Source organism: Ruegeria sp. CK1, from assembly GCF_056536545.1.
The window spans coordinates 46460-65171 of sequence record NZ_JBQFPX010000006.1 but is presented as its reverse complement, the minus strand read 5'-3'; the positions used below and the strand labels follow the sequence as shown (position 1 = coordinate 65171).

Below are 18712 nucleotides of genomic sequence, written 5' to 3'. Positions count from 1 at the left end.
ACCGCTTTTTTCCGGGACATGCAATAAGGCTGCATCATGAATTCGGGGAGGCTACCATGAGGATTACCAAACGGACAAACATAGCGGTGCGCTTGTTGATGTATTGTGCGGCGCATCAGGATCGATTGGTAACGAAGTCCGAGATCGCGGATGTATGCAACATTTCGGAAAATCACTTGGCGCAGGTGATCAATCAGCTGGGTCAGCTGAACTATCTCAGCACCCACCGGGGCCGCAATGGCGGTATGTCGCTGGCGCGTCCGGCGGATCAAATTCGTATTGGGTCCGTCTTTCGTCATGTCGAAGGCAACTTGCCGATCGCAGAGTGTTTCGCCGATGCCGACAACACCTGCCCTTTGACAGATGCTTGCCGTTTGCGTGTAGCCCTGCGAGACGCGGCTGAGGTGTTCTATGCTTCGCTGGATGAAATAACACTGGACGCGCTGGTCTGCGACAACGACCGGCTGTTGCAGATACTGCAACCTGTGGCCTGCGTCCGTTAATCAGCGGCGCGCAGGATACGCGCCGGGCGTACTGCGAGCGGGCGCAACGCAAAAACAAGGCCCGCGCTTAAAGTCACAAGAATTCCGGCCAGCACGATCCCGAAGGCCGAAGTCCAGATGACCGTGAAGCCGGTATCGAAGATGTAAGTAGCCACGGCCCAACCGCCTATTATGCCGGTTAGCAAGGCAACACCGCCTGCCGCTGCGCCCAACAGGATCGACCGTAGCGCAAAGCTGACAAGGATACGCCTGCGGTCCGCGCCCAGCGTCTTTAGAACCGCAGACTCGTAGCGGCGCGCGGTTTCCCCAGCGGCGGCGGCCCCGATCAGAACCAGAAAGCCTGTCAGCAGGGAAATACCCGCACCGTAAGAGGTCGCCGCGGCCAATCCGCTTAGCAGGCCTGAGACGCGATCTATCGCGTCGCGCACCCTGATGGCTGTGATGTTCGGGAATTGTCCTGCGAGGTCGCGCAGAATGGCTGCTTCGGCCTGTTCTTCGGCATAAACAGTAGCGATGAAACTGTGCGGAGCGCCGGCTAAGGCAGACGGGTTCATCGACATGATGAAGCCCATACCCGCCGTTGAAAAGTCGACCTCACGCAGAGATGTGATTTCGGCGCTGATATCACGACCTAGGATATTGACCGTCAATTCGTCGCCAATAGACAGACCCATTTCCTCAGCTTCTTCGGCGGCGAAACTGATTTGCGGGTCGCCAGCATAGTCCTCAGACCACCATTCGCCAGCAGTGATATGAGCATTTTTTGGCGGCACTGCGGAGTAGGTCACGCCCCGGTCGCCGTCCAGCACCCAGTGGTCACCGGCTACCTCTCGTGCGGGCTGGCCGTTGATCTGCGAGATTATCCCCCGCAGCATCGGAGCACTTTCGATGCGGCTGACGGCTGGATCGGATTCCAGCCGATGGGTAAAGTCTGGCATCTGATCTTTCTGGATGTCGACAAAGAAATACGACGGGGCCACGTCAGGCAGGTTGCCCGATATCGCGTTGCGTAAGGTCCCATCGATCTGGCCGACGGCGGCTAACACGGATAACCCCAACCCAAGGGATAACACGACCGATGCAGCCCCTTCACGCGGGTCCGAGATGGCGGACAAAGCCCACCGCAGGGCAGGACGACCGCGCGCCGATTTTGTGCTAACACGGGCCAGCTTGCGGATCGCATAGGCAGAGAGCGCCAGAAGAAGCAGCGCGCCAATCAACCCTCCGCTGGTCCACAGCGTCAGGCGAACCGAGCCGCTGAACAAGGAAGCCGCTGCGATCAGAGCCGCCAAGCCAACACCTGCCGCGACTACAAAAACTGCACGTGGAATTGCACTGGCCGACGACAGGGCATCGCGAAACAAGGTCGCAGCGCGCACTTCTTCGGTGCGCGCAAGAGGCCAGAGCGTGAACAGAAATGCGGTTAGAACGCCGTATAGCGCTGCCTCAGCCAATGGACTTGCATAGAGCGAAAAGACCGCGGGGACAGGTAAGCGTTCTTCGATAAGTGGGGCCAGTAGTAACGGTAGAAAGCCACCCAGAAGAATGCCCAGAGTAATGCCGATCCCCGACAGAACCCCAATTTGGATCATGTAGGTCTGGAAGATTGTGGCCCGATCCGCGCCCAAAGTGCGCAGCGTCGCGATGGTTTCGGTCTTCTGCGCCAGATAAGCGCGAACAGCAGCAGATACCCCTATGCCGCCGACCGCGAGACCGGACAGACCGACCAGTACCAGAAAGGCGCTGAGGCGGGCGACAAATTCAGAAATTCCCGGCGCGCCATTGCGGGCATCGGTCCAGCGCATTCCGGTGCCGTCGAAACTCTGCCTTGCGGCGTTGGACAGGACATCTAGGTCGGTTTCGGGCGGCAGGTTCAGCCGATATTTCGTAGAAAACAGCGTTCCCGGCTCCAACAGGCCCGAGTTTCGCAGGTCATCCGTCCGAACCAGCGTGCGCGGTCCCAGTGCGAACCCATCGGCGGCTCCGTCCGGTTCATGGATCAAGGCAGCCGTCAGCACAAAATCCTGCGTGCCAAGGGCGAAACGATCTCCGATGGACAAGTTAAGGCGATCCATTAGAACCGGGTCCATGACGGCGCCGGGCAGGTTCTGATCACCGTCCAGCGCGATGGTGAGTGGTTGGTCCGGATCTAGCTGAGGTGTGCCCAGTAGCGGATAGGCCGCGTCAACGGATTTCACCTGTGTCAGGGCGCGCTGGGTGTCGTCTCCTTGTCTGACAACGGCCATTGAGCGGAAGTCAACCACTTCGGACACATCTGTCCCAGCCTGCTGCATCCAGTTCCGTTCCGCGTCACTGGCGAACCGATAGGTGAATTCCAATTGGGCGTCGCCGCCCAGCAAGGCCGCGCCCTCTTGCGTCAGCCCGGTCTGAATGGCTTGGCGTACAGATCCGACTGCGGCGATAGCTGCCACACCCAAAGCAAGACAGGCGATAAAGACACGAAAGCCGCGGACACCACCTCGCAGTTCCCGGCGCGCCAGACGACCGGCCAGTCGCAAGCTCATTCCGCAGCCTCTTGTTGTGTGTCCTCTGCGATTGTCCCGTCGCGAAGGCGCACCACTCGATCGCATTTTCGGGCCAGACTGTGGCTGTGAGTGACCAGTACCAGCGTCGCGCCATGCCTGTCGCGCAGGCGGAACAACAGTTCGACAATAGTCGCGCCGGTCGTTTCGTCCAGATTTCCTGTGGGCTCGTCTGCCAACAATATCCGTGGCCGTGGGGCCGAGGCGCGGGCCAGCGCCACGCGTTGCTGCTCACCGCCGGACAATTGCGACGGATAATGATCGCGCCGATGCGACAGACCGACGGCATCCAGTTCCGCCTCGGCACGGTCAAACGCATCCCTGTGCCCGGCCAGCTCCAGCGGTGTGGCGACATTCTCCAGCGCCGTCATGGTTGGGATCAGGTGGAAATTCTGAAACACAATCCCCATCGTATCGCGCCTGAAGCGGGCGAGGGCATCCTCGCCCATATCTGTCAGGTTATGACCAAGTGCCGTGATCCGGCCTCCGGTCGCTTGTTCCAGGCCGCCCATCAGCATCAGCAATGAGGACTTGCCCGACCCCGACGGCCCAACCAACCCCAGCGTTTCGCCCTGCTCCACAGTCAGGGTGATATCGTGCAGGATATTCACCCGTCCGGCATTGCCTTCCAGCGATAAGGCGGCATTTTGAAGCGAATGGGCAAATGTTGTCATAAGCTATTCCAAAACGGAGGCGGTTAATTGGGATATGGAGCGGTTCAGAAATTGCGCAAGGTTTTGATAACGGTGCTGTTTGCGTGTTGCGGCTTTGCCGCCACAGCTGAACAGGTTGTGATTGCCGCGTTGGGGGACTCGCTTACGCAAGGCTATGGCTTGCCCGAACAGGATGGCTTTGTGCCTCAATTGGAACAGTGGCTGCAGGATCAAGGCGCAGATGTGCGTCTGATCAATGCGGGCGTATCGGGCGACACCACGGCGGGAGGGGCCGCGCGAGTGGACTGGACGCTGACGCCGGATGTGGATGGGATGATCGTTGTGCTGGGTGGCAATGATCTGTTGCGGGGGATTGATCCGGCGGTCTCGCGCGCAAATCTTGAGGCGATTGTCAAAGCTGCGAAGGCGTCGGGGACCGACGTGCTGTTGATAGGAATGCAGGCACCGGGAAATTATGGCGCGGATTACAAAGAGGCGTTCGATGCGATCTATCCCGATTTGGCTGAACAGTATGAAACAGGCTACGCGCCCAGTTTCTTCACTGGGCTGACCGCCGAAGGTGATCCGGATGCTGCCCGTAGCTACATGCAACCAGACGGAATCCACCCGAACGCCAACGGCGTAGCGTTGATTGTCGAAAACCTCGGCCCTTACGTCTTAGAGCTTGTGGCTGCGAGCCAGCAGTGATCAGACGACGGTGACAACTGTTCCAATCGGCACACGCTCATACAGGTCAATGACATGCGCGTTCAGCATCCGAATGCATCCGTTTGACGCCGCATGCCCGATGGTCTGCGGCTGGGTGGTGCCGTGAATACGGAAATAGGTATCGACGCCGTTCTGGAACAGATAAAGCGCCCGCGCACCCAGCGGGTTATCGTTGCCGCCGGGTTGGACATAGTCATTGTCCTTGAACCGGGCATAAGTGTTTGGCTCACGCTCGATCATTTCGTCAGTCGGGCGCCAGGTTGGCCATTCTTTCTTAACGTCAATCGTGGCGGTGCCGGTGAATTCCAGCCCGGCTTTGCCGACACCACAGCCATAACGGATCGCTTTGCGCGGCTCGGTCACGTAGTAGAGGTAGAAGGATCGTGGCACCACGAGCAGCTGGCCCGGTAAGAACTCCTTCTTAATCCGAACGAATTGTGGCGTGGGATCGTATTCGACAGCTTTTGTTTTTGCCATCGCGACGCCGGGCGTCAGGCTTGCGGCGGCGGTTGCTGTCAGGAATGTACGGCGCGTGAACATTGCAGCTCTCTTCAACAGAACAGTAAAAACTTAACTCTAATGTCGGAATGATAGCCGATTTGGTCAATCGCCGGGCGGAAATAACGAAAGTTTGATGTTATCGCCGGGACACACTTTTGAACCGGGCTTGGCCGCGCTTGCGGGGCACGGGAAAGGAAAGGGCCAAGAAATGCTCGGCCCTTTCAAAAGCTTAGGCCAGCTGGATATCGTCGGCGCTTTCGCGACCGTCACGACCCGAGCGCAGCTCGTATGTGACTTTCTGGTTGTCGGCCAGACCGGTCAGGCCCGAGCGTTCGACAGCCGAGATGTGAACGAAGATGTCTTTGCCGCCATCTTCGGGTGCGATAAAGCCGTAGCCTTTGGTGGTGTTGAACCATTTTACGGTGCCTGCGGGCATATCCGTTGTCTCCTGTTTTGTGCTGCCCACGTGGATGCGGCAGCCTGGCGTCGTTGTCTGGATCGATAGACTGAGCGCCGTAAAAGGAGACAGTGGGTCGAAATAGAAAAACGTAAGCACCCTTGATATGGCATTGAGGTGGGGATGTGGCAAGGGTTATTGGATTTTTGCGTCCGACATTCTCTTGCTTTTGGAAGTTAAGAATAGGAACCTGATTGAGTTTCAGAGTATTTTTGAAAAAGGTGAAAGAGTGACGAATAAATTTGGCGTCTGGTATAGCTGTGTGATGTCCGACTCGACGTTGATAAAGCCCTTCACGTCAGAGCAAGCGTTGAACGATATACAGGCCGCCGGTGCGGTGGACGAAAAAAACATGGCAGGTATTGTTCAATCCCGCGAAGCTTTTCCCAATGTGATTTTTGGAACGTATCCAAACAAGAAGCTCAATGCACAACCCGACATTTTCTTCGGGCCATGTGGCCTTGTCGTATCTCGCGCAGTTGCTGACGTTCTCCACGAGGCGGAACTTGGGAAGACAAGGCTATACCCCTTGAGTGTTTGCCAACACGACCGCGTGACACCGGTCGAAGGGGAATATTATTTTCTGGTTCTAGGAGAGCAAAAAGCCGCGTTCGTTCCAGAACGGTCAAACCGGGTCGCACCCTTTGGGAATGTACCTGACACTTGGATTAAACGAGGTCGCAAGCCTGAAGATTTTGATTTTGTTGTTCGAGATATCGCATTGGAAGGTGTAGATTTGTGGGTCGATCCTCACTTGCGCAGAAGCCTTTTCCTCAGCGACCGTTTGGTGAAATCACTAAGGGCTGAAAAGGTCACGGGGCGTTTTGGGCTGAGTAAATGCGAGGTTGTTCGTGCTTAAGCCGTTTTGGTGAGCGGGTTAAGAACGCGGATCGCGAAAAGGACGAAAGCGTCCGCGTGGCAGACGCTTTCTTGCGTGTTGCGGGGTTTGGACGGCTAAGATTACCGCGCAAACTTCTTATGCTTCAAGCGCTTAGGCTCCAGCGCATCCGGTCCCAGACGGCGTTTTTTGTCCTCTTCGTAGTCCTCGAAGTTGCCCTCGAACCACTCCACATGAGCGTCACCCTCGAAGGCCAGAATATGCGTACAAATCCGGTCGAGGAAGAAACGGTCGTGTGAGATCACCACCGCGCAGCCGGCGAAATCGACCAGGGCGTCTTCGAGCGCTCGCAGGGTTTCGACGTCGAGGTCGTTGGTCGGTTCGTCGAGCAGCAGGACGTTGCCGCCCTCTTTCAGCAGACGTGCCATGTGGACTCGGTTGCGCTCACCGCCTGACAGCAGCGAGACCTTCTTCTGCTGGTCGCCGCCCTTGAAGTTGAAGGACGAGCAATAGGCGCGGGAATTGACCTGCGCGTCGCCCAGTTGGATGATCTCGGCGCCGCCGGTGATCGCTTCCCACACGGTGTCATTGTCTTTGAGGTCATCGCGGGACTGGTCGACATAGGACAGCTCGACCGTGTCGCCCAATGTGATGGTGCCGCTGTCGGGCTGTTCCTGACCAGTCAGCATCTTGAACAGGGTCGATTTACCGGCACCGTTGGGACCGATGACGCCGACGATGCCGCCGGGGGGCAGGGCAAAATCCAGCCCTTCGATCAGTTGCTTGTCGCCCATGTGTTTCGACAGGCCCTCAACCTCGATCACCTTGCCGCCAAGACGCTGGCCGTTGGGGATGACGATTTGGGCGCGGGTCAACTTTTCGCGTTCGGACTGGTCTGCCAGTTCGTTATAGGCGTTGATCCGGGCCTTGGATTTGGCCTGACGGGCCTTCTGACCCTGACGCATCCATTCCAACTCGCGCTGCAGGGTCTTCTGCTTGGACTTGTCCTCGCGCGCTTCCTGCTCCAGCCGTTTGGCCTTTTGTTCCAGCCAAGCGGAGTAGTTGCCTTCGTAAGGAATGCCGCGACCGCGGTCGAGTTCGAGGATCCAGCCGGTGATGTCATCCAGGAAGTAACGATCGTGGGTGACGATCAGGATGGTGCCCTTATAGTCAATCAGGTGCTGTTGCAGCCAGGCGATGGTCTCGGCGTCCAGGTGGTTGGTCGGTTCGTCCAGCAGCAGCATGTCGGGCGCTTCCAGCAGCAGCTTGCAGAGCGCCACGCGGCGTTTCTCACCACCCGAGAGGTTGGCGATGTTCGCATCATCCGGCGGGCAGCGCAGCGCCTCCATCGAGACGTCGATCTGGCTGTCGAGGTCCCAGAGGTTCTCGGCGTCGATGGCGTCCTGCAGGGTGGTCATTTCCTCCATCAGCTCGTCCGAGTAGTTCTCGGCGATCTCCATGGCGATTTCGTTGAAGCGGTCGACCTTGGCCTTTTTCGCGGCCACGCCCAGCATGACGTTTTCGCGGACGGTCAGCGATTCATCCAGCTGCGGTTCCTGCGGCAGATAGCCGACTTTGGCGCCCTCGGCGGCCCATGCCTCACCGGTGAAATCGGTGTCTAGGCCCGCCATGATTTTCATCAGCGTCGATTTGCCCGCGCCGTTGACGCCGACAACACCGATTTTCACGCCGGGCAGAAAGCTCAGGTGGATGTTTTCAAAGCACTTCTTGCCACCGGGATAGGTCTTGGAGACACCCTGCATGTGGTAGACATATTGATAGGCGGCCATGTCGCGTCCTCTGGGTCGGGGAAATTGAGTTGGAACGCTGGATATCCGAGCTGGGCAAGCGGAGCAAGCTGGTGGTTTCATGATTTTTGCTCAGACCTTGACCGAGCTAGAGTGGCCAAGGTTTGAGAGGCGAGCGAGATGTCAAAACTTGCAGAATTGATTGCTGGATGGTCGAAACCCGGTCGCGTCGATTGGATCGGTTTGCGACCGGCCCGGCGAGCAGAGATTGTGACTTTGAGCGATGCAATGATTTCCGCCGATGGATTGGATGGTGATCGCAGCCGCGCGGGCAAGCGGGCAGTGACGTTGATCCAGCAGGAACATTTGGCAGCGATTGGTTCATATGTGGGGCGGGAACCGATTGCGCCCGAAATACTACGGCGCAATCTGGTGGTTTCGGGGATCAATCTGGCGGCACTCAATGGGCGGGAGGTGCAGGTGGGCGAGGCGGTTTTACGGTTTACCGTTATCTGTGCGCCGTGCAGTCGGATGGAGGAAGCGCTGGGAAAAGGCGGCTACTCAGCGGTGCGCGGACATGGCGGCTGGTGCGCCGAAGTGTTGCGCCCCGGGCATGTTCGGTTGGGCGATGCGGTGCAACCTGTTGATTGACAAGACGCTTCAGTTCTGAACATCAGCAAAGAATGTTGCGAAGCGCGATACCATACGCGCGGCCCGGGCAGGTCGTGGGGTTGTTCGGCGGGTCTTTTGATCCTCCGCACCAAGGTCATGTGCATGTGTCGCTTGAGGCGATGAAGGCGTTTGGGCTGGATCGGGTGTGGTGGCTGGTGTCTCCGGGAAACCCGTTGAAGGAACGTGGACCCGCGCCGTTGCAGCAGCGGGTTGAGGCGGCGCGGGGTGTCATGCAGCATCCGCGCGTTGAGGTGACGGATATTGAGGCGCTGACCGGGACGCGAGCGACGGCGGATACTCTGGCGGCGCTGCAGCGGCTTTATCCGCAGGTCAGATTTGTCTGGCTCATGGGGGCGGACAATCTGGCGCAATTCCATAAATGGAAAGATTGGCGGCTGATTATGGATAGCGTGCCGGTTGGAGTAGTGGCACGGCCGGGTGATAGGATTTCGGCCCGGATGTCACCTGCCGCGCGTCTATACGCCAAGTATCGCATCGACGGGCAGGCGCGGCATCTGCTGGGTCGGGCGGAGGCTCCGGCGTGGTGTTTCGTGAATGTGCCGATGGTGGATGTCAGCTCGACCGAGCTGCGCACGCGGGGCGAGTGGGGCGATGGAGTGTTGCCTGAATAGCCCCCATGGGCGCATAATCCCAATCAACGGTTGTTTGCTCGTGGTCTCTGGGATTTTATTCGACCCATGATTGATCGTATTTCGCGTCGTTTGTTTCTTGCCGGTTTGGGCGCCTCGGCATTGTCGAGTGCGGTGCTGGCCGATGCCCCCTTGCAATCGCTGCGCCCGCAGTTGCGCGGGGATATCCCAAGTGGTGCAGAGCGTATAATCCAAGCGGCACGATTGCCGGGCGAAGTCGTTTTTGCTGTGGCAGATGTGGAAACTGGCACTCAGCTTGAGGCATTCAGTGGTGATCAGGGTTTGCCCCCAGCTAGTGTCGCAAAGGCGCTGACTGCGCTTTATGCGTTGGATGTCTTAGGTGGGGATTACCGGTTCGAAACGGCTTTGCTGGCAGACGGTCCGATCGAGAACGGTATTCTGGACGGAGATCTGATTCTGGTGGGCGGAGGGGATCCGCTGCTGGATACAGATGATTTGGCGACGATGGCGGCCAACCTGCGCGAAGCAGGGATTACCGAGGTTCGAGGGGCGTTCAAAGTCTACGATGGGGCGATGCCCTACGTGTTCAGTATTGATCCCGGGCAACCAGACCATTTGGGCTATAGCCCGGCTGTCAGTGGCATCGCGCTGAATTTCAATCGTGTGCATTTTGAATGGAAGCGCGCGGGTACAGATTACAACGTGACAATGGACGCCCGCACGGCCCGTTATATGCCGTCGGTCGATATGGCATCGATGCGCGTAGAAAAGCGTAGTTTGCCGATTTACACCTATCAGCCAAGCGCACGACAGGATCGCTGGACCGTAGCCAGCGGAGCATTGGGCAATGGTGGGGCGCGTTGGTTACCAGTACGTAAACCGGCGCTTTATGCCGGTGATGTGTTCCGGACTTTGGTCCGATCTAACGGCATTGTCCTGGGACGCGTTCAGATAACACGGGAAACACCGCACGGTACCGTTTTGGTGGTGCATCAAAGTGACCCGCTGGAGAGTATCTTGCGTGGCATGCTGAAATACTCGACCAACTTGACAGCCGAAATGGTTGGAATGGCCGCTTCGAATGCACGTGGTGCGGAGATCCAGGGTCTTGCCGACTCAGCAGCAGAAATGAACCGTTGGGCGACTGAGACCTATGGGGTGACTGGGATCGCTATGGTGGATCACTCGGGGCTTGGTGATGCTTCTCGTATGGCGCCTGACGCACTGGTGACGGCTTTGGTGGCCTCGCGAAAAAACGGGGCTTTGCGACCGCTGCTGAAAAAGTTCACTTTGGCAGATAGTCAGGGCCGCCTGGTCAAGGATCACCCGATAAAGGTGGATGCCAAAACTGGGACGTTGAATTTCGTATCGGGTTTGGGTGGATTCATAACCGCGCCGGATGGTTCAGAACTCGCCTTCGCCGTCTTTACCGCCGACGTTGAACACCGTGCGACCATCCCCCGAGCACTGCGTGAACGCCCGGACGGCGCGCGCAGTTGGAACAACAGGTCGCGAAAATTGCAACGGGCACTGATCGAACGCTGGGGTTCTCTAGCCGGTAGTTGACTTTAGGTCGTGTGACGTGCCCGTGCACCGCGCTCGATTGCTGCGGCATGAAGGCGGTCAATATTCAGTTCATAGCGGATTTCTTCCAGCAAACGCAGTTCGGTTTCCGCAAGCGACCCATCCGCCGCGGCCACATCGCAGGCCAGTGCATAGGCGGTTTCGTTCAGCCTTTCCGGCAGGTTGTCACGGATCAGGCCGAACAGGGCGTCCAGACCGTCTTCTTGTTCGAACAGGTCAAACACGATCTGAGACACGCGGCGCGTGCGGTCGATATCGTATTCGGCAAACACCGGCAGCATATTGACCGCGCCCTCGATCTTAACCAACTCGGCCGTGCGGATGGTTTCATCCGACGCAGAAATCGCGACCATGATCGCAACAAGGCAATCCTGCGGTGACATCGGGTGAGGTATCTGTTCGGTCATGGTGTCGTCCTGGTAGGAATAAAGTTTTCTGGAACGATAAGCGGGGCGAAAGGTAGGTTCAAGTACACCGGTGCAATCCTGCAGAACAAACGCATTCGGCTTCTTTATTTGCTTTGTTAAGTAAAATATCCGTTTAGTTTCAGCGGGCTGAATTTCAGTTGAAACAATTGTTGAGAAAAAGGTTGTGTAGATGATACAGGCTGGACAGGCGTCAATTTAGGGAATTATCAACAATGTCCTTGTTCAAGTCGATTAAAAAGAAGTTGAAGCGTAAGAAGCAGATTAAGCCGACTGCTTCGACTTCAGATTTCGGTCTGGAACAGCAAGATTTTGAACTTGTTGAGAAAGTAGTTGCTTCTCGACTGACTTATCTGAGGCCGAAACGGCTGGCAAGCATCGTACACGCGATCGATTACATTGAAAAAAGCAAAATTCCGGGAGATATCCTTGAAGCCGGTTGTGCACTTGGTGGATCTGCAATTCTGATGGCGAAGAAGAAATCACCTGAGCGACCACTTCGTATCTATGATGTTTTTGAGATGATACCGCCGCCCGGCGAAAAGGATGGTCAAGATGTCCAAGATCGTTACGAGGAAATTACAAGCGGAAAGTCACAAGGTATAGGCGCCGACACGTATTACGGTTACGAAGAAAACTTATTAGAAAAGGTGAAAAACTCATTTCGAAATGCAGATGTCGATATCGAACAAAGCAATGTATTGTTCTTTAAAGGCCTGCTGCAAGATACGATGATTGTAAATGAGCCGATCGCGTTGGCGCATATTGATGTGGACTGGTATGATCCTGTGCTGGTGTCGTTGGAAAGAATTGTTCCCCGGCTCTCTACAGGCGGCATGATAATTATCGACGATTATAAGGATTGGTCCGGGTGTCGTGATGCAACTGATGCCTATTTTGAAGATAAACGAGAGCTTTTTGACTTTGATACTTCATATGGGTCGCTGAAAATCTCGCGCCGGAATTGAATGCTCTTACAAGAAATTACCTGCAAAAATAGGGCATCTATCACAAAATAGCGGGATCGTTTTCTTTGACGCCAGCGTATTTATTTCTGGCTCAGGCTGCACCGGCTCGAAAGGAGGGCTGGCGATCAGGTTCAACGGATTTTGCGGTGTGCCAAGTCAGAGAATGGGCAATGGTCCGCGCGTTTTGGTCTGACGCAGCACAAAATTGCTACGCGTATCGCGTACCAAGCCGGATTTCAGAAGCCGTTGCATAATGAAGTGCTCAAGGTCCTCGGGCGTTTTGGCATAGACCTTTAGGATGAAATCATGATCCCCGGTGATCGACGCACATTCAACGATTTGAGGCTCTGTTTCTATCAGCCGTAGGAATGAAGTGATGCTGTCCTCTTGGTGATCGCGCAAAGCAACATGGACATAGGCAATGGCGTCGAGACCGACGGATTTGGCACGCACCTGCGCGATGTAACCTGAGACCACGCCGGACGCCTCCAGATCTCGTACGCGGCGCCAACATTGCGAGGCGGACAGTCCGGTACGGTCGGCCAGTTCTTGCATCGACAGGCGACCATCGGTCTGAAGCTCTTGCAGGATGGCTATGTCAGCGGGTTGAAGCGTTTGTTTCACAAAGCATGATCCTTTGACACATATCCTTCAAAATAGTCCGAAATCATGGAGCAAACAAAGAAAAATTACCCGAAAGAGTGGCTATACTTTTCCCGTGGAGGGAAAATGGATGCCAAAATCGACCAAATACACCGCCAAACAGGCAGATGCGCGCGGCCATATCGTTTATACAGCTGAAGAAGATGGCGTTTGGGCCGACCTCTACGCTGCGCAAGAAGAGAATGTGCAACGCTACATGGCGCGTGATTATCTGGCCGGGCTAGAGCGACTGGATTTACCGAAAACCCGTGTACCCTCTTGCGCCGATATTTCGGAACGCTTGTTAGACATGACCGGCTGGCGGGTGCAGCCGGTACCAGCTTTGATCGGGTTCAAGACCTTCTTCGGAATGCTGGCGGACCGCGTGTTTCCGGCCGCGTCTTTTATCAGGTCGCGTGAAGATTTCGACTATATCGAAGAACCGGACATTTTTCATGAGATTTTCGGCCATACGCCTCTGCTGAGCGATCCACGCTTTGCTGCATTTAGCCATGCCATCGGTCGAGCAGGAGTACAGGCTCAGGATAAGGATTATTCCTGGTTGATCCGGCTGTACTGGTTCTCGATTGAATTCGGATTGCGCCGTCAAGGCAAAGAGATCAAGGCGTTGGGGTCGGGGTTGGCTTCTTCGCCCACGGAGCTGGTTTATGCCGTTGAAAGCGATATTCCCGACCGCGATCCATTTGATGTCCTTACGATCCTCCGCACGCCGTATCGGATCGACATGCACCAGATGGGCTATTTCGTGCTAAACTCGCCCGAGGAACTGTTTGCAGCCGCTGACCGTGATCTATTGGCCGATGTGCGTCAGGCGCAGGGCCTTGGTCTGCTGCCGAATAAGTTTCCAGAAAAAGTAACCGCAGCGGAGTGAACGGATCATGACACTTACAGGAGAAACCTGCAGCCTATCGGATCGCACCTGTGTGCCTTGCTCAGGCGGAGTTCCGGCATTGACGCGGGAAGAAGCTAATACTCACATGGCCGAGCTCAAGTCCGATTGGAAGCTGGACGCGGACGCAAAGGCCATTGGTCGTCATTACAATTTCAAAGGGTTTGCCAAGGCAACGTATCTTGCCAATCTTTGCGCGTGGCTGGCCGATCAGCAAGGGCACCATCCGGATGTAACCTTTGGCTGGGGATACGTGGATGTCAAACTGACAACCCATGAAATCGGTGGTCTCAGCGAGAATGATTTCATCTGGGCAGCGAAACTGGATCAACTTACCGAATAAAGGGTCGTAAGCCGCCCTTCTCATCAGGAAAAAGCCAGCGCTTTATTGACTCATGCTGCACCGGCACAATAGGAGGGGCCGGTCAGTTGCACAGGGCGACTGGCACTGTTTTTCCTGATGGAGCTAGCAATCAAATGTCTGAACTGCGTGACACCGCAATGTCGTCCAAGGCCTGGCCTTTTGAAGAGGCGCGCCGGTTGCTCAAACGCTATCAGAAAGGAGCTCCGGAAAAGGGCTTTGTGTTGTTCGAAACTGGCTATGGGCCCTCAGGTCTGCCGCATATCGGCACCTTTGGTGAGGTCGCGCGCACCACGATGGTCAAACGTGCCTTCGAAGCACTGTCGGATATCCCCACTAAGCTGATCTGTTTTTCGGACGATCTGGATGGCATGCGTAAGGTGCCCAGCAACGTGCCGAATCCGGAAATTCTGGAGCAGCACCTGCAACGTCCATTGACCTCGGTGCCCGACCCGTTCGGCGAGTACGACAGCTTTGGCGAACACAACAATGCGATGCTGCGGCGGTTCCTGGACACGTTTGGCTTCGAATATGAGTTCTACTCGGCCAAGGAATTCTACGAGTCCGGGCAGTTTGACGAAATCCTAAAGCGCGCGGTCGAACGTTATGACGAGATCATGGCGATCATGCTCAAAAGCCTGCGCGAGGAGCGCCAGCAGACCTATTCCATCTTCCTGCCACTGCATCCTGAAAGCGGTCGGGTGATGTATGTGCCGATGAAGAAGGTCTGCGCCGAGACCTACACCGTGACCTTTGACGATGAGACGGGCAAGGAATGGACGGTTCCTGTAACCGGCGGCAACGTAAAACTGCAGTGGAAACCGGATTTTGGTGCGCGCTGGGCCGCGCTTGGCGTTGACTTTGAAATGTACGGCAAGGAACACGCCACCAACGAGAAAATCTACGACGCGATCTGCCGGGCCTTGGGCGGTCGTGCGCCCGAGCATTTCTCATACGAGCTGTTTTTGGATGAGAATGGTCAGAAGATTTCCAAGTCGTCGGGCAATGGGGTGTCGATTGACGAATGGCTGACATATGCGCCAACCGAAAGTCTGGCGTATTTCATGTATCAAAAGCCCAAAACCGCCAAGCGGATGCATTTTGATGTGATCCCGAAAGCCTATGATGAGTATCATCAGCAATTGCGGGCCTATCCGGGGCAAGACCTAAAGGCTCAGCTGAACAATCCGGTCTGGCATATCCATGGCGGTGATGTCCCTGAATCGACGCTGATCGTTCCGTTTGCGATGCTACTGAACCTGGCTTCGGTTTCGGGTGCCGAGGATAAAGAGGCGCTGTGGGGTTTCATCCGCCGCTACGCGCCAGAGGCTACGGCTGAAAGCCATCCCGACCTGGATCAGGCTGCTGGGTTTGCGGTGCGTTACTTCAACGACTTCGTCAAACCCACCCGTCAGCATCGTGCCCCGACGGATCAGGAACGCGAAGCGCTGGAGGCGTTGAAAGCCGCGCTTGAGGCATATGACGGACCAACTGAGGATGAGGCACTGCAATCGGTCGTTTATTCGATCGGGCGCGAACGGTTCGATCCCATGCGCGGTTGGTTCACTGCGCTGTATGAAGTGCTGTTGGGTGCGTCGCAGGGACCGCGCTTTGGCGGTTTCATCGCGCTATATGGCGTGCCGGAAACCATCGCTCTGATCGACAAGGCGTTAGCCGGAGAGCTGGTCTAATTTGACGCAATACCGCGTGGGGCTACTCTTGATGCAGGAGGTGGCCCCATGCGTCGTTTACTACTTGTTGTATCCCTGAGTGTCGGGCTGGCCTCGGGTGCTTTTGCCCAGAACGCTGAGATCGAAGCGAATATCACGTCTCAGATACAAGCGTTCAAGGTGGATGATTTTGCAACGGCCTTCACCTTTGCAAGCCCAAACATCCAGCGTTTGTTTGGTGACCCCGAGAACTTCGGGGTCATGGTGCAGCGCGGTTACCCGATGGTTTGGCGCCCGGCTGAAGTTCGGTTTCTGGAGCTGCGTGAAGTGGCCGGAGCCCTTTGGCAGAAAGTCATGATCACCGACGGCGACGGTCGAGTGCACATTCTCGACTATCAAATGGTACAGTTGGAAAATGGTTGGAAGATCAATGGCGTGCAACTGCTCGGCAACTCTGACCCGGCGACTTGAAGCAACACCACCGTTACGACGATATGAGTAGCGGTTAATCCCTTTTCGTTGTTCAGACTTTTGCGTTCGGAACACATGTCTCCGGGCATCAGGTTTATGCGCGCTTATGCGGTGCGATTGAGAAAGGGATTTCTATGAACAAGGCAATCACCGACGGTATCGTGTTCATGCCGCCTGCTTTTGCAAACGGTTTGAACGTATGGTCCAGTGGCGACGGCACGCCTGGATCGCCGACCTATGACGGGTCTGGCACAGGTGCTTTTGTTCCAGCCGACGCGGATTTCGGCGGTTGCTTGGAAATCCTCAAGGTCAGTACAACTCAGAGCCTGCGATATATGGGCCAAACGCCGTTGTTGCCGGGATGCTATTTGCAGATCAAGGCGCGGGTCAAAGCCATAAGTGGCCCGTTGCCAGAGGTGCGCATTGCCGGTTGGGCAGGCGGCGCGGGTGATATGCAAGTCACTGGTGTAATCGAACAAGGCCCAGTAACGCAGCTTTCGGGCTATGGCGCCGTGCATGAGATCACTGCCATTGTCGGCACTGGTCAGCGCCCCGGCGTGGATATGCCATGGGGTGTAGATGCCTTGTACGGGCATTTCGGTCTGGATATCGACGGTGCGAATGGCGCTGTTGTCAGGGTCGACGATATCGAGATTGAGGACGTCACCAGCGTATTTTTGCGGGACCTCATCAGTCTTGTCGACGTCCGTGATTTTGGTGCCGTCGGTGATGGCGTGACGGATGACTCGGCTGCGTTCGAAGCTGCAGATCAGGCCGCAAATGGCCGCCGCGTTTTTGTGCCAGCGGGCACATATTTGTTGGCACAAGACACGTCGATGGCGTCCGAGATAGATTTCGAAGGCACCGTGACAATGCCCGACGACAAGATGCTGCTTTTGACCAAGAGTTTTGACCTGCCGACCTATATCAACGCTTTTGGCGATGAAATGCAGGCATTTAGAAAAGCATTTCAGGCCTTGTTAAACAATTCCGACCATGAATCGTTAGATATGGGTGGGCGCAAGGTGTCGGTAACAGAACCCATAGACATGGCAGCTGCGGTTCCAAACAAGCAAAGCGGATTTTCGACCCGACGCGTGGTCCGCAACGGACAGTTCGACGTCAAAAGTAGCTCGGCCTGGGATACTGAGACGTTCACCTCGGTCGCGACCTATAACTCGTCAGATCCGACCCGATTGACCAACGTTGCCAATGTAGCCAACATTCCGGTCGGTTCGTTGGTGCAGGGTAATGGGATCGGGCGCGAAATTTACGTGCGTTCCAAGAACGACGGCGCGGGTGAGATCACGCTGAACGCACCGATCTATGATGCTTCGGGCACACAGACCTTCACGTTCCAATCCTTCAAGTATTTGCTGGATTTCAGTGGCTTCAGCACGTTGCGTAAATTCGGGATGGAACAGATCGAGTTTCAGTGCAATGGCCGCAGCAGCGGTATCCGGCTGGCCCCCTCGGGCAGCACTTTTGCGATTTCTGACTGCTTCATCAGCCGCCCCAAGGATCGAGGGATCACTTCGATTGGGATCGGTTGCCAGGGTATGCTGATCGACAATTGTCAGTTCTTGTCCACCGAGGAATCTTACAACGTTTCGGATCGCAAATCGATTGCGCTGAACACCACGGCCAATGATGTAAAGCTGCGTCACAACCGGGCTGTTCGGTTCCTGCACTTCGCCGTTCTGGGCGGGACGAACAATATGATCTTGGGCAATCACTTTTTCCAAGGTGACAGCATCCCGCAAGGCGTTCGCAGCGCAGGACTGATCATGATCGGGACTTACAACAGTTCAACGATCTCGGAAAACTATGTCGACAATTGCTTTGTGGAGTGGACCAATGAACGTGATGCGGATCCAGTCTACACGGCCGGTTTTTCGTTCAGCTCAATGGCGATCACCGACAATATCTTCTACTCCAGCGAAGTTGCCCCGTGGTTTAGCTGTATCGTTATTCGCCCGCACGGCAGCGGGCATTTCTTGAACGGTGTTGTGGTGACCGGGAACAAGTTCCGTTCAACCAGCGGGAATATCGACCGTGCGGAGCGGGTGGATACCACCTATGCCGACCTGAACCGACTTGCGCATCGGGATGTGACGTTTCAGGACAATACCTTTCATGGGATCACGACGAAAGTTGCCAACCCCCTGCGCGTTCGGCACAAGCAAAGCTCCCCTTCAAGTGTTTGGGCAGTTCAAACCACAGGTGGGTTGCCGTTCAACGGATACGCCCGCAGCTGCGATGCTGTTACGGTTCTTGGCCCGCTGAAGACGGTTTTTGGATCGACAAAGTATAGCACCCCTTATGCAGAGGTGGAAAAGGGCGCAGACAAGGACGCTGTCAACCTTCGTTGGTCTGAGTCGTTAAGCGGGGAAGTCTCTGCAATCATCCGTATGGAACGTTGAAGA

At 55.9% G+C, this 18712-nt stretch carries 19 protein-coding genes; 12 read left to right on the top strand and 7 right to left on the bottom strand.

Features of this window, described 5'->3' with window-relative positions; all coding sequences use genetic code 11:
* Window positions 1–56 precede the first annotated feature (56 nt).
* Window positions 57–503, top strand: coding sequence for an RrF2 family transcriptional regulator (locus ACR0L3_RS14515; protein ID WP_480746470.1), 447 nt, complete (start codon window positions 57–59; stop codon window positions 501–503).
* On the opposite strand, the gene ACR0L3_RS14510 is transcribed toward ACR0L3_RS14515, so the two are convergent.
* Window positions 500–3028 carry an ABC transporter permease gene (locus tag ACR0L3_RS14510; protein WP_480746469.1) on the bottom strand — a complete coding sequence of 843 codons (2529 nt, stop codon included), beginning with the start codon at window positions 3026–3028 and terminating at the stop codon, window positions 500–502. The genes ACR0L3_RS14515 and ACR0L3_RS14510 overlap by 4 nt on opposite strands.
* Complete coding sequence (locus tag ACR0L3_RS14505; protein ID WP_480746468.1) at window positions 3025–3720, bottom strand: ABC transporter ATP-binding protein; 696 nt, start codon at window positions 3718–3720, stop codon at window positions 3025–3027. Before ACR0L3_RS14505 ends, ACR0L3_RS14510 begins: the two co-directional genes overlap by 4 nt.
* A gap of 27 nt (window positions 3721–3747) precedes the next feature.
* Here ACR0L3_RS14505 and ACR0L3_RS14500 point away from each other — a divergent pair, with 27 nt between their 5' ends.
* Window positions 3748–4407, top strand: a complete 660-nt coding sequence (locus ACR0L3_RS14500; protein WP_480746467.1) for an arylesterase — start codon at window positions 3748–3750, stop codon at window positions 4405–4407.
* Here ACR0L3_RS14500 and ACR0L3_RS14495 read toward each other — a convergent pair whose 3' ends face one another.
* Both ACR0L3_RS14495 and ACR0L3_RS14490 read right to left on the bottom strand, forming a co-directional pair.
* A complete protein-coding gene (locus ACR0L3_RS14495; RefSeq protein WP_480746466.1) occupies window positions 4408–4968 on the bottom strand; it encodes a L,D-transpeptidase in 561 nt (186 codons plus the stop codon).
* Window positions 4969–5158: 190 nt separating this feature from the next.
* The gene (locus ACR0L3_RS14490; RefSeq protein WP_170350547.1) at window positions 5159–5365 is read right to left on the bottom strand and encodes a cold-shock protein; all 207 of its coding nucleotides are present in this window, start codon (window positions 5363–5365) and stop codon (window positions 5159–5161) included.
* Between the two features lie 184 nt (window positions 5366–5549).
* On the opposite strand from ACR0L3_RS14490, the gene ACR0L3_RS14485 reads away from it, so the two are divergent.
* Window positions 5550–6245: a hypothetical protein gene (locus ACR0L3_RS14485; protein WP_480746465.1), complete on the top strand. Its 696-nt coding sequence runs from the start codon at window positions 5550–5552 to the stop codon at window positions 6243–6245.
* A gap of 101 nt (window positions 6246–6346) precedes the next feature.
* On the opposite strand, the gene ettA is transcribed toward ACR0L3_RS14485, so the two are convergent.
* On the bottom strand, window positions 6347–8014 hold the full coding sequence (ettA, locus tag ACR0L3_RS14480) for an energy-dependent translational throttle protein EttA (protein WP_170514038.1): 1668 nt from the start codon (window positions 8012–8014) through the stop codon (window positions 6347–6349).
* 138 nt (window positions 8015–8152) lie between these two features.
* Here ettA and ACR0L3_RS14475 point away from each other — a divergent pair, with 138 nt between their 5' ends.
* The 3 genes from ACR0L3_RS14475 to dacB all read left to right on the top strand — a co-directional run bounded on the left by ACR0L3_RS14475 (window position 8153) and on the right by dacB (window position 10821).
* Entirely contained in the window at window positions 8153–8623 is a 471-nt protein-coding gene (locus ACR0L3_RS14475) for an MOSC domain-containing protein (RefSeq protein ID WP_480746464.1), read from the top strand.
* A gap of 32 nt (window positions 8624–8655) precedes the next feature.
* Entirely contained in the window at window positions 8656–9276 is a 621-nt protein-coding gene (locus tag ACR0L3_RS14470; protein WP_480746463.1) for a nicotinate-nucleotide adenylyltransferase, read from the top strand.
* A gap of 66 nt (window positions 9277–9342) precedes the next feature.
* A complete protein-coding gene (gene dacB / locus ACR0L3_RS14465) occupies window positions 9343–10821 on the top strand; it encodes a D-alanyl-D-alanine carboxypeptidase/D-alanyl-D-alanine endopeptidase (RefSeq protein ID WP_480746462.1) in 1479 nt (492 codons plus the stop codon).
* A 2-nt stretch (window positions 10822–10823) separates the two neighbouring features.
* Here dacB and ACR0L3_RS14460 read toward each other — a convergent pair whose 3' ends face one another.
* Entirely contained in the window at window positions 10824–11246 is a 423-nt protein-coding gene (locus ACR0L3_RS14460) for a tellurite resistance TerB family protein (protein WP_480746461.1), read from the bottom strand.
* 233 nt (window positions 11247–11479) lie between these two features.
* Here ACR0L3_RS14460 and ACR0L3_RS14455 point away from each other — a divergent pair, with 233 nt between their 5' ends.
* Entirely contained in the window at window positions 11480–12232 is a 753-nt protein-coding gene (locus ACR0L3_RS14455; protein ID WP_480746459.1) for a TylF/MycF/NovP-related O-methyltransferase, read from the top strand.
* A 156-nt stretch (window positions 12233–12388) separates the two neighbouring features.
* On the opposite strand, the gene ACR0L3_RS14450 is transcribed toward ACR0L3_RS14455, so the two are convergent.
* A complete protein-coding gene (locus ACR0L3_RS14450; protein ID WP_480746458.1) occupies window positions 12389–12856 on the bottom strand; it encodes an Lrp/AsnC family transcriptional regulator in 468 nt (155 codons plus the stop codon).
* A 109-nt stretch (window positions 12857–12965) separates the two neighbouring features.
* Here ACR0L3_RS14450 and phhA point away from each other — a divergent pair, with 109 nt between their 5' ends.
* The 5 genes from phhA to ACR0L3_RS14425 all read left to right on the top strand — a co-directional run bounded on the left by phhA (window position 12966) and on the right by ACR0L3_RS14425 (window position 18709).
* The gene (gene phhA, locus ACR0L3_RS14445) at window positions 12966–13766 is read left to right on the top strand and encodes a phenylalanine 4-monooxygenase (RefSeq protein ID WP_480746456.1); all 801 of its coding nucleotides are present in this window, start codon (window positions 12966–12968) and stop codon (window positions 13764–13766) included.
* Between the two features lie 7 nt (window positions 13767–13773).
* Window positions 13774–14127, top strand: a complete 354-nt coding sequence (locus tag ACR0L3_RS14440; RefSeq protein WP_480746455.1) for a 4a-hydroxytetrahydrobiopterin dehydratase — start codon at window positions 13774–13776, stop codon at window positions 14125–14127.
* Between the two features lie 134 nt (window positions 14128–14261).
* Window positions 14262–15836, top strand: a complete 1575-nt coding sequence (locus ACR0L3_RS14435; RefSeq protein WP_480746454.1) for a lysine--tRNA ligase — start codon at window positions 14262–14264, stop codon at window positions 15834–15836.
* A 48-nt stretch (window positions 15837–15884) separates the two neighbouring features.
* The gene (locus ACR0L3_RS14430; RefSeq protein ID WP_480746453.1) at window positions 15885–16286 is read left to right on the top strand and encodes a DUF4864 domain-containing protein; all 402 of its coding nucleotides are present in this window, start codon (window positions 15885–15887) and stop codon (window positions 16284–16286) included.
* Window positions 16287–16420: 134 nt separating this feature from the next.
* On the top strand, window positions 16421–18709 hold the full coding sequence (locus ACR0L3_RS14425; RefSeq protein WP_480746452.1) for a glycosyl hydrolase family 28-related protein: 2289 nt from the start codon (window positions 16421–16423) through the stop codon (window positions 18707–18709).
* Window positions 18710–18712 lie beyond the last annotated feature (3 nt).

Bases quoted from the DNA above. Each gene is read 5' to 3' on its own strand.
- ACR0L3_RS14515 (WP_480746470.1), top strand. From the start codon at position 57: ATGAGGATTACCAAACGGACAAACATAGCGGTGCGCTTGTTGATGTAT.
- ACR0L3_RS14510 (WP_480746469.1), bottom strand. From the start codon at position 3,028: ATGAGCTTGCGACTGGCCGGTCGTCTGGCGCGCCGGGAACTGCGAGGT.
- ACR0L3_RS14505 (WP_480746468.1), bottom strand. From the start codon at position 3,720: ATGACAACATTTGCCCATTCGCTTCAAAATGCCGCCTTATCGCTGGAA.
- ACR0L3_RS14495 (WP_480746466.1), bottom strand. From the start codon at position 4,968: ATGTTCACGCGCCGTACATTCCTGACAGCAACCGCCGCCGCAAGCCTG.
- ACR0L3_RS14490 (WP_170350547.1), bottom strand. From the start codon at position 5,365: ATGCCCGCAGGCACCGTAAAATGGTTCAACACCACCAAAGGCTACGGC.
- ettA (WP_170514038.1), bottom strand. From the start codon at position 8,014: ATGGCCGCCTATCAATATGTCTACCACATGCAGGGTGTCTCCAAGACC.
- ACR0L3_RS14475 (WP_480746464.1), top strand. From the start codon at position 8,153: ATGTCAAAACTTGCAGAATTGATTGCTGGATGGTCGAAACCCGGTCGC.
- ACR0L3_RS14470 (WP_480746463.1), top strand. From the start codon at position 8,656: ATGTTGCGAAGCGCGATACCATACGCGCGGCCCGGGCAGGTCGTGGGG.
- dacB (WP_480746462.1), top strand. From the start codon at position 9,343: ATGATTGATCGTATTTCGCGTCGTTTGTTTCTTGCCGGTTTGGGCGCC.
- ACR0L3_RS14460 (WP_480746461.1), bottom strand. From the start codon at position 11,246: ATGACCGAACAGATACCTCACCCGATGTCACCGCAGGATTGCCTTGTT.
- ACR0L3_RS14455 (WP_480746459.1), top strand. From the start codon at position 11,480: ATGTCCTTGTTCAAGTCGATTAAAAAGAAGTTGAAGCGTAAGAAGCAG.
- phhA (WP_480746456.1), top strand. From the start codon at position 12,966: ATGCCAAAATCGACCAAATACACCGCCAAACAGGCAGATGCGCGCGGC.
- ACR0L3_RS14440 (WP_480746455.1), top strand. From the start codon at position 13,774: ATGACACTTACAGGAGAAACCTGCAGCCTATCGGATCGCACCTGTGTG.
- ACR0L3_RS14435 (WP_480746454.1), top strand. From the start codon at position 14,262: ATGTCTGAACTGCGTGACACCGCAATGTCGTCCAAGGCCTGGCCTTTT.
- ACR0L3_RS14430 (WP_480746453.1), top strand. From the start codon at position 15,885: ATGCGTCGTTTACTACTTGTTGTATCCCTGAGTGTCGGGCTGGCCTCG.
- ACR0L3_RS14425 (WP_480746452.1), top strand. From the start codon at position 16,421: ATGAACAAGGCAATCACCGACGGTATCGTGTTCATGCCGCCTGCTTTT.